Origin of the sequence: Streptomyces coryli (genome assembly GCF_011044975.1) — a bacterium.
In the GTDB taxonomy this organism is placed as follows: Bacteria; Actinomycetota; Actinomycetes; order Streptomycetales; family Streptomycetaceae; genus Streptomyces; species Streptomyces coryli.
Genome location: NZ_JAAKZV010000003.1, coordinates 1 through 13,256 on the forward strand (window position 1 = coordinate 1; position 13,256 = coordinate 13,256).

Annotated in this window: 12 protein-coding genes; 8 read left to right on the forward strand and 4 right to left on the reverse strand. The window is 71.7% G+C overall.

Features of this window, described 5'->3' with window-relative positions; translation table 11 throughout:
- Positions 1-1,842 (forward strand): glycoside hydrolase family 20 zincin-like fold domain-containing protein (locus G5C51_RS01455; RefSeq protein WP_206313299.1); only part of this gene is annotated, 1,842 nt, incomplete at its 5' end.
- The gene (locus G5C51_RS01460) at positions 1,839-2,813 is read left to right on the forward strand and encodes an acyltransferase domain-containing protein (RefSeq protein ID WP_165230163.1); all 975 of its coding nucleotides are present in this window, start codon (positions 1,839-1,841) and stop codon (positions 2,811-2,813) included. The genes G5C51_RS01455 and G5C51_RS01460, both read left to right, overlap by 4 nt.
- Here the strand turns inward: G5C51_RS01460 and G5C51_RS01465 are convergent.
- A complete protein-coding gene (locus G5C51_RS01465) occupies positions 2,810-3,811 on the reverse strand; it encodes an AurF N-oxygenase family protein (protein WP_165230166.1) in 1,002 nt (333 codons plus the stop codon). The genes G5C51_RS01460 and G5C51_RS01465 overlap by 4 nt on opposite strands.
- Complete coding sequence (locus tag G5C51_RS01470) at positions 3,768-4,475, reverse strand: TetR/AcrR family transcriptional regulator (protein WP_165230169.1); 708 nt, start codon at positions 4,473-4,475, stop codon at positions 3,768-3,770. Before G5C51_RS01470 ends, G5C51_RS01465 begins: the two co-directional genes overlap by 44 nt.
- A gap of 104 nt (positions 4,476-4,579) precedes the next feature.
- On the opposite strand from G5C51_RS01470, the gene G5C51_RS01475 reads away from it, so the two are divergent.
- Entirely contained in the window at positions 4,580-5,092 is a 513-nt protein-coding gene (locus G5C51_RS01475) for a DUF488 domain-containing protein (RefSeq protein WP_240929309.1), read from the forward strand.
- 10 nt (positions 5,093-5,102) lie between these two features.
- On the opposite strand, the gene G5C51_RS01480 is transcribed toward G5C51_RS01475, so the two are convergent.
- Positions 5,103-5,912: an alpha/beta fold hydrolase gene (locus G5C51_RS01480; RefSeq protein WP_165230172.1), complete on the reverse strand. Its 810-nt coding sequence runs from the start codon at positions 5,910-5,912 to the stop codon at positions 5,103-5,105.
- A 267-nt stretch (positions 5,913-6,179) separates the two neighbouring features.
- On the opposite strand from G5C51_RS01480, the gene G5C51_RS01485 reads away from it, so the two are divergent.
- The 5 genes from G5C51_RS01485 to G5C51_RS01505 all read left to right on the forward strand — a co-directional run bounded on the left by G5C51_RS01485 (position 6,180) and on the right by G5C51_RS01505 (position 11,825).
- The gene (locus tag G5C51_RS01485; RefSeq protein WP_165230175.1) at positions 6,180-7,529 is read left to right on the forward strand and encodes an MFS transporter; all 1,350 of its coding nucleotides are present in this window, start codon (positions 6,180-6,182) and stop codon (positions 7,527-7,529) included.
- Between the two features lie 13 nt (positions 7,530-7,542).
- Positions 7,543-8,409, forward strand: a complete 867-nt coding sequence (locus G5C51_RS01490; protein ID WP_165230178.1) for a shikimate dehydrogenase — start codon at positions 7,543-7,545, stop codon at positions 8,407-8,409.
- Between the two features lie 12 nt (positions 8,410-8,421).
- Complete coding sequence (locus G5C51_RS01495) at positions 8,422-10,242, forward strand: bifunctional sugar phosphate isomerase/epimerase/4-hydroxyphenylpyruvate dioxygenase family protein (RefSeq protein ID WP_165230181.1); 1,821 nt, start codon at positions 8,422-8,424, stop codon at positions 10,240-10,242.
- 50 nt (positions 10,243-10,292) lie between these two features.
- Positions 10,293-10,958, forward strand: coding sequence for a TetR/AcrR family transcriptional regulator (locus tag G5C51_RS01500; protein ID WP_165230184.1), 666 nt, complete (start codon positions 10,293-10,295; stop codon positions 10,956-10,958).
- A gap of 117 nt (positions 10,959-11,075) precedes the next feature.
- Complete coding sequence (locus tag G5C51_RS01505) at positions 11,076-11,825, forward strand: SDR family oxidoreductase (RefSeq protein ID WP_165230186.1); 750 nt, start codon at positions 11,076-11,078, stop codon at positions 11,823-11,825.
- Here the strand turns inward: G5C51_RS01505 and G5C51_RS01510 are convergent, their stop codons facing one another.
- Positions 11,826-13,253: a cytochrome P450 gene (locus G5C51_RS01510; protein WP_165230189.1), complete on the reverse strand. Its 1,428-nt coding sequence runs from the start codon at positions 13,251-13,253 to the stop codon at positions 11,826-11,828.
- Between the last annotated feature and the right edge of the window lie 3 nt (positions 13,254-13,256).

A 13,256-nucleotide genomic window follows, 5' to 3' on the forward strand; every position in this document is an offset into this window, starting at 1 on the left:
CGCCCGCCCCGCGTATCCGATCACCGGAGCAGCCACGTGCCCGTAACCCCCTTCCCGAGGCCCCGCTCGCTCACCACCACCTCCGGCGGCGCCGCCCCCGACGCGCCCGTCACCGCGACCGCCGACGCCGCGCTGCCCGCCCAGGGCTACCGGCTGCGCACCGCGCCCGACGGCATCACCATCGCCCACCGCGACGCGGCCGGCCTCCGCTACGCCCTCCAGACCCTCGACCAGCTGCGCGCCGCCTCCGACTTCGCCGAGGTCGGCTACGACATCGCCGACCACCCCGACTTCCCGGTCCGCGGCTTCCACCTCGACATCAGCCGGGACCGGGTGCCGACCCGCCGCACCCTGGAGCGCTGGCTCGGCATCCTCGCCCTGGCCCGCTTCAACCAGCTGGAGCTGTACTGCGAGCATGTCTTCGCGTACCGCGACCACCGGCAGGTCTGGCAGGACGCCTCCCCGCTCACCGCCGAGGACCTGCGGTGGCTGGACGCCCGCTGCGCGGCGCTCGGCATCGAGCTGGTGGCCAACCAGAACACCTTCGGCCACATGGAGCGCTTTCTGGCCTGCGAGCCGTACGCCCATCGCGCCGAGAATCCGGACGGCTTCGAGCGCGGCGGACGGCACCACCCGCCGAGCACGCTGGCCCCGACCGCGGAGAATGCCGCCTTCGCGACCGGGCTGCTGGAGGAGATGACCGGCCATGTCCGTAGCAAGCGCATCAATATCGGCGCGGACGAGCCCTTCGAGCTGGGCACCGGACGGTCGCGGCAGGAGGTGGAGCGGGACGGCGGCCTCGGCGAGGTCTATCTCTCCTACGTGACCTCGGTGATGCGGCCGTGGCTGGAGGAGGGCTACACCGTCGAGTTCTGGGCCGACGTCTTCGGCGACCACCCCGAGCTGATGGACCGGGTGCCGGCCGGTGCGGTGCCGGTGGTCTGGCAGTACGACGCGCCGGGGAGCGTGGCGGAGGTCCTTGCCGCGGACGGCGGCGAGCTGCGGGCCTGGCGAGATCTGGGTGCCGATATCGAGCGGCTGCGGGACGGTTTCCGCGGCCGGGCGAAGCTGCTGCGCGAGGCGGGCGTGCCGTTCTGGGTGGCGCCGGGCACCGGCAACTGGAACTCGATCCTCGGCCGGCTCGACAACGCGGTGGAGAACATGACCGACGCCGCGGAGGTGGGCCTGGAAACCGCGGCGGCGGGCTATCTGCTCACCTCGTGGGGCGACCACGGCATGTGGGACCCGCCGTCGGTGGCCTTCGGCCCGGCGGTCTGCGGCGGTGCGGTGAGCTGGTGTCTGGAGACCAATCGCGGCCTCGATATCGCGGGGGTGCTCAACGAGCACGTGCTGCTGGACGCGACCGGCCGCACGGGCGCCGTGCTGGATCGCCTGGGGCGGGTGGCCCGCTCCTTCGGCGTGCCGCTGCTGAATGCCTCCCCGATCGCCCGGGTGTTGTTCCCGCACGTCGGGCCGCCGCTGCCGGCGTATCCGACGCGGCAGGCGCTCGACGATGTCGCGCGCACCCTGGACCAGTGCCGCCGCGACCTCGGCGCCGCCGATCCGGCGGCGGGCGACGGCGATGTCGTACGACGTGAACTCACCCATGCCATCGCACTGTCGCACTTCGCGGTGGAGCTGCTGCGAGCCCGCGCGGAGGCGGACGGCGGGGCGGATGCCATCGAGGCGGGGACGGCGCGGCGCCTGCTCCGCGAGCTCGAGCCGCTGCTCGCCGAGCAACGCGCGTGCTGGCTGCTGCGCTCCCGCCCCGGCGGCCTGGACGACAGCCTGGCGCGCATGGATCACGTGCGACACGAGCTGCTGAAGGCGGCGCGCGGATGACGCGGGACCCGACCTTGGAGCGCTGGCTGGACGTCCTCGGCACTCAGCCGGCGACGACCGGCACCCCCGACCCTTCTCTGCCGACCTCCGCCGAGGTCTGGGACCGCCTGCGGCTGCTCGCCGTACCGGAAGCCGACCGGACGGCCGTCCTGACGACCCTCCCCGACCCGATACGAACGCCCACCCTGTGGCAGGCCCTGCTGCACTGCCACCGCGCGCTCTTCACGGACGCCCGGGTCAACTGGCCGAACGCCCCGTCGTCCCTCGGCGCGGCAGGCCGCTACTTCTACGTCCACCTCTACGTGCTGGCGCTGCCGCTCACCCTGGAATGGCAGCACCGCTACGGCATCCCGGCGGACGTGACGCGGGCGACCCTCACCGACCTGGGCGCGAAACTGGTCACGCACCGCCGTGCCCACGGCACCGGAGGCCTCGACCGCCAGACATGGCTGGTCCGCCACTTCCGCGGCACGCTGCACCGGCTGGGCCGGCTGCAGTTCGAACGCACCACACTCGACGCGACGGCCTGCGGCGGCAAGGCGGAGGAGTCCGGCGGCCCGGAAGACGGCGCCCCCGTCCTCGACGTACACATCCCCGCCGACGGCCCGCTGCCCCCGGCCCACTGCGACACATCCTTCACCACCGCCCGCGACTTCTACGCCCACCACTTCCCGGCCACCCCGTACCCGCACGCGACCTGCCACTCCTGGCTACTGGACACCCAACTAGCCGCCCACCTGCCCACGGACGCGAACATCCTCCGCTTCCAGCACCGCTTCCACCTGTTCGGCGACCGCCCGGTGTGCGACGACGACATCCTGGAATTCGTCTTCGGCACACCGCCCGGCACGGCAGACCTCACCCGCCTACCGCAGCACAGCACCCTGCAACGAGCGATCGTCGCCCAGCTGCGCTCAGGCGGCCACTGGCGGCTGGGGCATGGCTGGGCCGATCTCGGCGTCCCGGACTAGGCGGCCTTCGCCGCGCTCCCTCCGCGTCGGGCGCGGGGCTCGGACCAGATGCCGAAGGCCTTCCAGAGGCGCTTGTTGGCCCGGGTGATCAGGCCCAGTTCCGCCATCAGGTCGCGGACCTTGCCGACCGAGTTGCGGATTTCGTCCTGGGCCTCCTGGGAGGCGTAGACCTCGCGGATGACCTCCGGTGGGATGCGGAAGCGGCGGACCATCGTGCCGGGCGGGGAGAGCATGATCCGTGCCATGACGCCGAGGATGACCGGGGTGACGAGGCCGAGGTAGCGGCGGCGGAAGGGAGCCATGCCCGGCACCCGGTGCTTCAGATAATGCCGGGCGAAGGAGATGTGCCGGGCCTCCTCCGCGATGTGGATGCGCATGATCGTCTCTTCCAGCGGGTGCTTGATGTGCCCCTCCTTGAGGGACTTGCGCTGGACGTAATCGATCGGGTCCTCACCGCCGAGCACGAAGACGAAGAACAGCTCGGTGTTGATCAGCGGGATCAGCGGCGTCACCTCGGCGATCAGCCGCAGCGAGCGCGGCATGCCGCGGATCGGCATCTTCGTCCGGTTCACGAACTCCTGGAACATCATCCCGTGATGACATTCCTCGGTCGTCTCGTGGTAGACGTACCGGAATTCAGGGCGCCCGTTCGGCAGCCGGTACGCGTAGTTGAGCAGCCCTCGCTTCAGCAGATTCTCGAACTGCAGGCCGATCTTCATCGCCGTGGCCACCCGCCACAGCCCGATCTGCGCCTGGATCTCCGCCGGCTGCGAGCGATACCACTCGGTGCGGCCCAGCTTGTCGATGTCCGGGAGGATCCAGCGCGGGTCGTTGCGGTCGATCTGCAGCTCGGGATCGTCCCAGGCGATGTCCGCGTACGCCTCCCAGTGCTTGTCCACCGACGCCTTGTTCAGGCGCTCGATGACGCTGAGATAGGACCGCTTGTCCTTGACCTCAGTGCGAATCTCCTGGGCCAGTTCCTTGGGGGCCTGCTTCATGTCGGGTGTCCCTCGCATCGGCATCGGGGTCGGGGATGAGCAGCCTGGCCAGCGACTTGAACTGGTCGTGCACCGCGCGCTGATGGCCGCTGACGTCGTCGTCGAGCGCGTTCTGGACCGACAGCCCCACGTACACCGCGTACACGGTGCGCAGCGCCGTCGGTATGGAGTCGTCGGGCAGGTGGGTACGCGGGAAGAGCTGCTCGAAGGTGTCCAGGATGAGCTGCAGGACCCGGTCATTGAGGTCGCTGCAGAGCGCGCGCAGCTCCGCGTCGGTACGGGACGCCACTGCCAGCTCGAGCAGCGCCCGGGCCGGGGGCGAGCGGAAGACGTCCCAGAGCAGGTCGAGCGCGCCCTCGATGTTGTGCCGCTCGGGCGGCAGCTCCGCGAAGGCCGCCTCGTAGGCCTGCCGCTGCCGCTCGAGCAGATGCTCGACGGCCGCGTCGACCAGCTCCATCTTCGTGGGGTAGTGATGCTGCTGCGCCCCCCGCGAGACGCCGGCCCGCCGCGCCACCTCGGTGGTCGAGGTCCCCGACCACCCCACCTCGGCGAGGCACTCCACGGTGGCATCGAGCAGCAGTGTCTGCGTCCGCGACCGCCGCTCCTGCTGGGTGCGCCGACCAACGGGCGCAACTTCCGTACCGCCACCGCTCGTTACGGGCATGCGCACACGGTACGGCCGCAACAAACAAGCATGCAAGCCTGCATGTAAGTTTCTCAGGAATACGTGACACCCCGTGTCGTATATGCCTTGCGAGGCTGACCCGCATGACCCACATGACCCGCATGACCGACAAGAGGCGCATCGTGACGATCGGCGTCTACGGCTTCACCGCCGGCGCCTTCCTCGAGAAGCTCGCCGGCGAGGGCGTGGGACTACTGCTCGACCTCCGTCAGCGCCGCGGCGTCCGGGGCCCCGAATACGCCTGGGCGAACTCGCTGCGGCTCCAGCGCGCGCTCGCCGCGGCGGACTTCGGCTATCGGCACGTAAAGGAGCTGGCGCCTACGACCGAGCTGCGCCGGCTCCAGTACCGCGAGGACGACCGCCAGGGCGTGGGCAAGCGCAACCGCAGCGCACTCGCCGACGAGTATGCCGAGCGCTACACCCGGGAAATCCTCGACCCGTTCGACCTCGGCGCTCTCGTGACGGAGCTTCCCGGGGACTCCCCCACCGCTCTCCTCTGCGTCGAGCGCGATCCTGAGGCCTGCCACCGCTCGCTGGTGACCGCGCGCCTGCGCGCCGAGCACGACCTGCCGGTCACGGACCTGCGCCCGGGGTAAGTCCCACCGCCTAGCTCGCGCGCAGGTGCCGGCCCGGCACGACCGGTGCGCTGCCCTGGAGGATCAGATCGGCGACCCGCTCCGGGTCGTCGGACATCGGCACGTGCCCGCAGCCCGGCAGCAGATGATGGTCGGCGGCGGGCAGCACCCTGCGGGCGCGCCGACGCTGGTAGCGCGGCAGGACGACATCGCGGCCCGCCCAGGCGACGGTGACCGGCACGCCCTCCGGCATCTCCTCGTCGAACGGGGCGCCGCCCCGGGCGTAGCGGAACACGATGCCGGCCGAGCGGCGGAAGTCGCGGAAGTCGCCCAGGGCCCGCTCCGGGCTCAGCCGCGACGGCTTGGCGGCTATCCAGCTGAGCAGGACCCAGCGGCCGAACGCCGACTTCACCATCCGCGGGGCGATCGGGGCGACCAGCGTGGCGCCGGCGAGCATCGTCCCGAAGAGGCCGATGGTGTAGGAGGCGTCGAAGCGGGAGGACCAGAAGCCGGCCGGGGACAGCGCGGTGACGCTGCGCGCGCCACCCGCCGCGGCGATCTCCAGGGCGATCAGGCCGCCGAGGGAGTTGCCCGCGAAGTGCGGGCGGTCCAGCCCTTGTTCGGCGAGGAACTCGACGACCTGCGCGCGCACCGCGTCCGCGGCCGGCCGGCCGCCGGTCCGCAGCCGGCCCGACTCGCCGTGGCCCGGCAGGTCCACGACGATCACCTCGCGGTGCTCGGCCAGCCGCGCGACGACCGGCTCCCAGGCCTGCCGGCGGTGCCCGACCCCGTGCAGCAGGACCAGAGGCTCGCCGCTTCCGAAACGCTCGTGCGCCAGCACAAAGACCTCCCCGTCGAAAACGTACCGAGCAGTAACTCATCGAACGGCGCGAAGGTCAATGCCCCCGGGCCGGGCATCGCGGTTCCTGGTAGACCGGTGCCAATGCGGCCCCCAACGCCTGCCCGCCGTTGCGCAGTTGGCATCCGCAGATTGTTCGTCCGCCCACCTTGACAGCGGCCCTGACCCGCTCCAGCATCTCGGGTCAGTAATTAACTATCCAGTGAGTTCACTGGACGCACCTCCTCCCTCGTTCCCAGAGGAGCAGCCGTGTCCCAACCCGCCATCCCCCAGGGCAAACCGAAGAAGGCCGCCATCGCCGCCTGGATCGGCAGCGCCCTGGAGTACTACGACTTCTTCATCTACGGCAGCGCCGCCGCGCTGGTCTTCCCCAAGGTCTTCTTCAACCCCGACGACCCGGCCACCGCGACGCTCACCTCCATGGCGACCTTCGGCGTCGCCTACGCCGCCCGCCCCGTCGGCGCCCTGTTCCTCGGGCATTTCGGCGACCGGCTGGGCCGCCGCCGGATCATGGTGGCGACCCTGGTCCTGATGGGCGTCTCGACCTTCCTCATCGGCTGCCTGCCGACGTACGCGCAGGTCGGCACCGCCGCCCCCGTGCTGCTGGTCCTGATGCGCGTGCTGCAGGGCCTCTCGGCAGCCGGCGAGCAGGCGAGCGCGAATTCCATGACGCTGGAGCACGCCCCCGAGGACCGCCGCGGCTACTACACGAGCTTCACCCTCAACGGCACCCAGGCCGGGCAGATCCTGGCCACCGTCGTGTTCATCCCGGTCGCCGCGCTGCCCGACCACCAGCTGTACACGTGGGGCTGGCGGATCCCGTTCCTGCTCAGCTTCGTCGTGGCGGTCGTCGGTTACGTCATCCGGCGCAAGCTCGAGGAGACCCCCGTCTTCGAGCGGGCCGCCGCGAACGACGAGGTGGCCAAGCTGCCCCTGATCGACCTGCTGGTCCACCACTGGGCGGACGTGCTGCGGGTGATCGCGGCGGCGACCATCGCCACGGTCAGCACCATCTTCTCGGTGTGGGCCCTGTCGTACGCCACCAGCGACGGCGTCGGCCTCGACAAGACGGCCATGCTGTGGGTGAACGGCCTCGCCAACGCCGTGGCGCTGCTGGCCATCCCGCTGTGGGCCACGCTGTCGGACCGGATCGGCAGAAAGCCGGTGTTCCTCTTCGGCACCCTGGGCTGCGGCGTGATGATCTTCGTCTATCTGTGGGCGATCTCCACCGGCAGCTACGCCCTGGTGTTCACCACCGGCATCCTCTTCTTCGGCGTCGTCTACAGCGCGGCGAACGGCATCTGGCCGTCGCTCTACGGCGAGATGTTCAGCACCCGCGTCCGCCTGTCCGGCATGGCCATCGGCACCCAGATCGGCTTCGCCATCGCCGGCTTCGCCGTCACCTTCGCGGCGGAGATCGACGGCAAGTCCGGGCAGAACTGGATCGGTGTCGCGGTCTTCACGGCCGCCTTCTGCGTCCTCAGCTCCATCGCCATCGCGACCGGCCGCGAGACCCACAAGGTGCCCACCGCGCAGCTCGGCGAGCGGCCCGACACCACGCCCGCCCCGACACCCGCGGCCCGCTCGGCCGCGACCTGACGGAGACCGCCCGATGACGCGTATCACCGGGGCCTCGTACCTCGCCGGCCTGATCGGCGCCGGCATCGGCCCCTCCCTCAGCCCCGCGCTGCACGAGCGCGAGGCCGACCGGCACGGCGTCCGCCTGCTCTACCGCACCATCGACATCGACGCGCTCGGCTTCGCGCCGGAGGCGGTCGGCGAGTTGGTACGGGCCGCGGGCGCGCTCGGCTTCGACGGCCTGAACATCACCCACCCGTGCAAGCAGCTGGTGATCGAGCACCTCGACGAGCTGACCCCCGAGGCCGCCGAGCTCGGCGCGGTGAACACCGTCGTCTTCCGCGACGGCCGGGCCATCGGGCACAACACCGACGTCACCGGCTTCGCCCGCTCCTTCGCCCTGGGCCTGCCCGAGGCGCCGACCCGGCGCGTGGTCCAGCTGGGCGCGGGCGGCGCCGGGGCGGCGGTGGCGCACGCGCTGCTGACCATCGGCGTGGACCGGCTGGCCGTGATCGACACCGACCGGGGCCGGGCCGAGCAGCTGACCAAGGCGCTCTGCGGCCGCTTCGGCCCCGGCCGCGCCGTCATCCCCGCGGCCGGTGCGGCCGACGAGGTCGCCCGCGCCGACGGCCTCGTCCACGCCACCCCCACCGGCATGGCCGCCCACCCCGGCCTCCCGCTGCCCGCCGAACTGCTGCGCGCGGACCTGTGGGTGGCCGAGGTCGTCTACCGGCCGCTGGAGACCGAGCTGCTGCGCCAGGCCCGGCTGCGCGGCTGCCGCACGCTCGACGGCGGCGGCATGGCCGCCTTCCAGGCCGCCGACGCCTTCCGGCTCTTCACCGGCCTGGAACCGCACACCGAGCTGATGCTCGCCGACCTCGCCCGCGCCACGTCCCTGTGAGGAGAACCAGCCATGCGTAAATCCATCGCCACCGTGTCGCTCAGCGGCTCGCTGTCGGAGAAGCTCACCGCGGCCGCCGGCGCCGGCTTCGACGGCGTGGAGATCTTCGAGAACGATCTGATCGCCAGCCCGCTCAACCCCGAGGAGGTCCGCAGGCGCGCCGCGGACCTCGGCCTGACCATCGACCTGTACCAGCCCTTCCGCGACTTCGAGGCCGACCCGAGCGACGACGTACTGGACCGCAATCTCCGGCGCGCGGAGCGCAAGTTCGCCGTCATGGAGCGGCTCGGCGCGGATCTGCTCCTGGTCTGCTCCAGCGTCTCCCCCGCCGCGATCGACGACGACGCCCTCGCCGCCGAGCACCTGCACGCCCTCGCCGAGCGGGCGCGGCGGCACGGCATCCGGATCGCGTACGAGGCCCTGGCCTGGGGGCGGCACGTCAGCACGTACGACCACGCCTGGCGGATCGTGGAGCTGGCGGACCATCCCGCGCTCGGCACCTGCCTGGACAGCTTCCACATCCTCTCCCGGGACAGCGACCCCAAGGGGATCGAGGAGATCCCCGGCGAGAAGATCTTCTTCCTGCAGCTGGCCGACGCGCCCCGGATCGCGATGGACGTGCTGCAGTGGAGCCGCCACTACCGCTGTTTCCCCGGCCAGGGCGGCTTCGACGTCGCGGGCCTGGCGTCACTCGCCGTGCACGCCGGCTACGCCGGGCCGCTGTCCCTCGAGGTCTTCAACGACGTCTTCCGGCAGGCCGACGCCTCCCGTACGGCCGTCGACGCGATGCGCTCGCTGCGCGCCCTGGAGGACTCGACGGGCCTCGCCCCGCTGCCCGCGCCGGTCGTCCCCGCCGGCGTCGCCTTCGCCGAGCTGGCCGTCGCGGATACGGAGCCGCTGCACGGCATGCTCGCCGCGCTCGGCTTCTCCAGGACCGGCCGGCACTCGGCGAAGCCGGTGGAGCTGTGGGAGCAGGGCGAGGCCCGGGTGCTGCTCAACACCGCGCCGTCCGCGGGCCATTCCGTTCCCTCCTCCGGCGCCGGCCGCGAAGGCCCCGCCCTGGCCGCCATCGGCCTGGAGACCGCCGACCCCACCGCTTCGGTACGGCGCGCCGAGGCGCTGCTCGCGCCCGTACTGCCGCGCCGCCGCACCGCGGGCGAGGCGCCGCTCGACGCGGTGGCCGCGCCGGACGGAACCGAGCTGTTCTTCTGCCGCACCCGGTGGCCGGGCCACGCCACCTGGACCGACGACTTCGAGCCGGTGCCGCACGAGCCGGCCGAGCCGGTGGGCATCTCCCGTATCGACCACATCGCGCTCACCCAGCCGTGGCACCACTTCGACGAGGCGTCCCTCTTCTACCGGAGCGTGCTGGGGCTGCACGCGGACGAGAGCCTGGACATCGCCGACCCGTATGGCCTCTTCCGCAGCCGCGCGATGGCCAACGCCGACGGCTCGCTGCGGATCGCGCTCAGCGTCGCCCCCGGCCCCGGCGACCCAGGCGTCCCGCTGCAGCACATCGCGCTCGCCACCGACGACGCGGTGGCGGCCGCCCGTCGGCTACGGGAACGGGGCGCGGCTCTGCTGCCGGTCCCCGCCAACTACTACGACGACCTGGACGCCCGCCACGAGCCGGCCCCGGCGGAGCTGGCGACGCTGCGCGAGCTCGGCATCCTCTACGACCGGGATGAATACGGCGAGTTCCGGCACTTCTACACCGCCACTGTCGGCCGCTTCTTCTTCGAGATCGTCCAGCGCACGGGCGGCTACCGCGGTTACGGCGCCCACAACGCGACGGTCCGGCTGGCCGCGCAGCACTCCAACGTCACCCGCTGAGTGCCGGAGCTAGACTGACGGCGCCGAACCGTCCCCTTTCAAGGAGCCGCATGGCAGCCGCCGTCCACCCGCCGACCGGGTCAGCCAAGCGCACGCGGGATGCGGCCAGGACCCAGGCGGAGATCCTGGACGTGGCGACGGAGGTCTTCGCCCGCCAGGGCTACGCGGGCGCGCGCGTCGACGAGATAGCCGATCGCACGCGCACCACGAAGCGGATGCTCTACTACTACTTCGGCAGCAAGGAGCAGCTCTTCACGGCGGTGCTGGAGCGTGCGTACGCGGTCATCCGGCGGCAGGAGCAGGAGCTCGACGTCGAGCACCTGGATCCGGTCTCCGCGATCCGGCGGCTCGCCGAGCTCACCTTCGACCACCACGAGGCGCACCCGGACTTCATCCGCCTCGTCAGCATCGAGAACATCCACGAGGCCGCGCACATCGCCGCCTCCGAGTCGCTGAGCTCGCTCAACTCCCCCGCGATCGAGGTCATCGGCCGGATCCTCGACGAGGGCCGCACCCAGGGCGTCTTCACGGCCGACGTCGACGCCGTCGACCTGCACGCGATGATCAGCTCCTTCTGCTTCTTCCGCGTAGCCAACCGCCACACCTTCCACACCATCTTCGGCCGCGACCTGACCGCCCCGGACCGCCGCGACCACTACCGCACGATGCTCGGCGACCTGGTCCTCGCCTACCTGGCGGAGGGCGGGAGGCCGTGAGCTGGGACGTACTCCTGGTGCCACTCCCGACGAAGCTGACGTCGGTCGGCGAGCTGGACCGGACGCTCGGCACGTAGATCTCTTCAAGTCTGCGGCGGTTGCGGCTATAGAGGGCGCGTGGACTTTTCCGGACGCAAAGGTGTGGCGCTGGTCGCCGGTGGTACGGGTGCGATCGGGGCGGCGGTGGTGCGCACGCTCGCCCGGTACGGCAGCCAGGTGGCTTTCACGTATCGCAGCAGCGCCGAGGCCGCACGCGAGCTGGAACGGGAGTGCGGGGCCCGGGCGTTGCGGGCCGATCTCGGTGACGAGGAGGCGGCCGCCCGCGCGATCCGGGAGGCGGCGGGCGACGGTGGGCTGCACACCCTCGTCTACGCGGCGGGGCCGCACGTGCCGATGCGGCACCTCAGCGCCGTGCCGCCGTCCCGCTACCGGGAGCAGCTGCAAGCCGACGCCGTGGCCTTCTACAACCTCGTCCACCCCGCCCTCACCCCCCTCCGGGAGAGCGAAGGCAGCGTCGTCGCGGTGACCACGGCCGCCACCCAGCGCTATCCCGTACGCGACGGTCTCTCCTCCGGCGCCAAGGGCGCGGTCGAGGCCGTGGCGCGGGCGCTCGCCGCCGAGGAGGGCCGCTACGGCGTTCGCGTCAACTGTGTCGGCCCCGGCATGCTCACCGACGGCATGGCCGCCCGCCTGGTCGCGGACGGCGAACTCGACGACGCCGCACTGGCGGTGACCCGCCGCAACATCCCGCTGCGCCGCTTCGGCTCCGCCCAGGACATCGCCGAGGCGACCGCCTTCCTGGCCTCGGACCTGGCCGGATTCATCACCGGCCAGCATCTGGCGGTGGACGGCGGTTACACGGTCTGATCAGGCCGACTCCAGCCGCCGCAGCTCAAGTGGCAGCCCGTCGACCGGCATCGGCCCGGTCCCGTACGACAGCGGCGGCTCGTACCCGCCAGGGACGCGCCAGCGATAGCGGAGCAGCATCCGGTGCATGATCGCCTTGACCTCCATGCCGCCGAAGTACAGCCCGATGCACTTGTGCGCCCCGCCCCCGAAGGCCGACCACACATACCGGTGGGACTTGTCCTCGCGGCGCTCCTCGGCGAAGCGCTCCGGATCGAAGACGTCCGGGTCCCGCCACCACGGCTCCATGCGCTGCGTCTGATAGATGCTCGCCAGCACCCGGGTGCCCTTGGGGATGTAATAGCCGAGGATCTCCGTGTCCTTGACCGCCTCGCGGAAGAGGCCGCCGACCGGCGCGTTGATGCGCAGCGTCTCCTTGAAGACCAGGTCGAGCAGCGGCAGCCGCAAGAGGTCGTCATAGTCGAGCGCGTCCTTGCCCAGGGCCTCGGACTCGGCCCTGACCCGCTCCTGCCACTCCGGATTGCGGCCCAGGTAGTACGCCATCATCGCGAGGGTGATCGTGCTGGTGTCGTGCGCCGCCATCATCGCGAAGATCATGTGGTTGACGATGTCGTCGTCGCCGAAGGCGTCCCCGGTCTCGCTCTCGGCCCGGCACAGCACGCTGAACAGGTCGTCGGTCTTGCTGTCGCGCTTGTCCGCCAGGCGGCTCCGGAAATACGTCTCCAGGTACCGCCGCCCGCGCAGCCCGCGCGCCCACACGCCACCCGGCACGTCGGCCCGCACGATCGCCTGCCCGCCGTGCACCGCGTCCACGAAGGCCTTGGTGAGGCGCTTGGCCTCGGCGGACCGTGGCGACGCTGACTCGCCGGCGAACACCGCGTTCGCGATGTCGAGGGTCATCGCCTTGGCGGCGGCGTAGACCGGGAAGCGGTCGCCGGGCCGCCAGCGCTCCAGGCCCTGCTCGATGCGCGGGTTCATCGCCGCCAGATAGCCGTCCAGGCGGGGCAGCGTGAAGGCGTGCTGCATGATCCGCCGGTGGTGCAGATGCTCGGCGAAGTCCAGCAGGAGCAGCCCGCGGTGGAAGAACGCGCCGATCAGATAGCCGTAGAAGCCGGCGTTGCCGAAGGCGCGGTCGCGGTTGGCGGCCACGGTCTGGATCGCCTCCGGGCCGACGACGCCGACCATCCGGGTGCCGAGCACCCCCGACCACGCGACCGGGCCGTAGCGCTCGTACCGCCGCCGGCTGAAGCGCAGCGAGTCGACCTGCAGGCTGAAGGTGTGGCCGACGAGCGGCGGCCCGTGGTCGCCCGGCACCGGCTTGAGGCCGGAGCCGGGCGGCGGTAACGCCAGCGGCCGGCTGCGGACCGGCAGGCGCGAGGTGACGGCGGAGGCGGCGCGGACGCCGCGATAGGCGAGCGGAGCGGTCATGAC

Excerpts from the sequence above, each read along its gene's own strand:
- G5C51_RS01460 (WP_165230163.1), top strand. The coding sequence starts at position 1,839 with ATGACGCGGGACCCGACCTTGGAGCGCTGGCTGGACGTCCTCGGCACT.
- G5C51_RS01465 (WP_165230166.1), bottom strand. The coding sequence starts at position 3,811 with ATGAAGCAGGCCCCCAAGGAACTGGCCCAGGAGATTCGCACTGAGGTC.
- G5C51_RS01470 (WP_165230169.1), bottom strand. The coding sequence starts at position 4,475 with ATGCCCGTAACGAGCGGTGGCGGTACGGAAGTTGCGCCCGTTGGTCGG.
- G5C51_RS01475 (WP_240929309.1), top strand. The coding sequence starts at position 4,580 with ATGACCCACATGACCCGCATGACCGACAAGAGGCGCATCGTGACGATC.
- G5C51_RS01490 (WP_165230178.1), top strand. The coding sequence starts at position 7,543 with ATGACGCGTATCACCGGGGCCTCGTACCTCGCCGGCCTGATCGGCGCC.
- G5C51_RS01495 (WP_165230181.1), top strand. The coding sequence starts at position 8,422 with ATGCGTAAATCCATCGCCACCGTGTCGCTCAGCGGCTCGCTGTCGGAG.
- G5C51_RS01500 (WP_165230184.1), top strand. The coding sequence starts at position 10,293 with ATGGCAGCCGCCGTCCACCCGCCGACCGGGTCAGCCAAGCGCACGCGG.
- G5C51_RS01510 (WP_165230189.1), bottom strand. The coding sequence starts at position 13,253 with ATGACCGCTCCGCTCGCCTATCGCGGCGTCCGCGCCGCCTCCGCCGTC.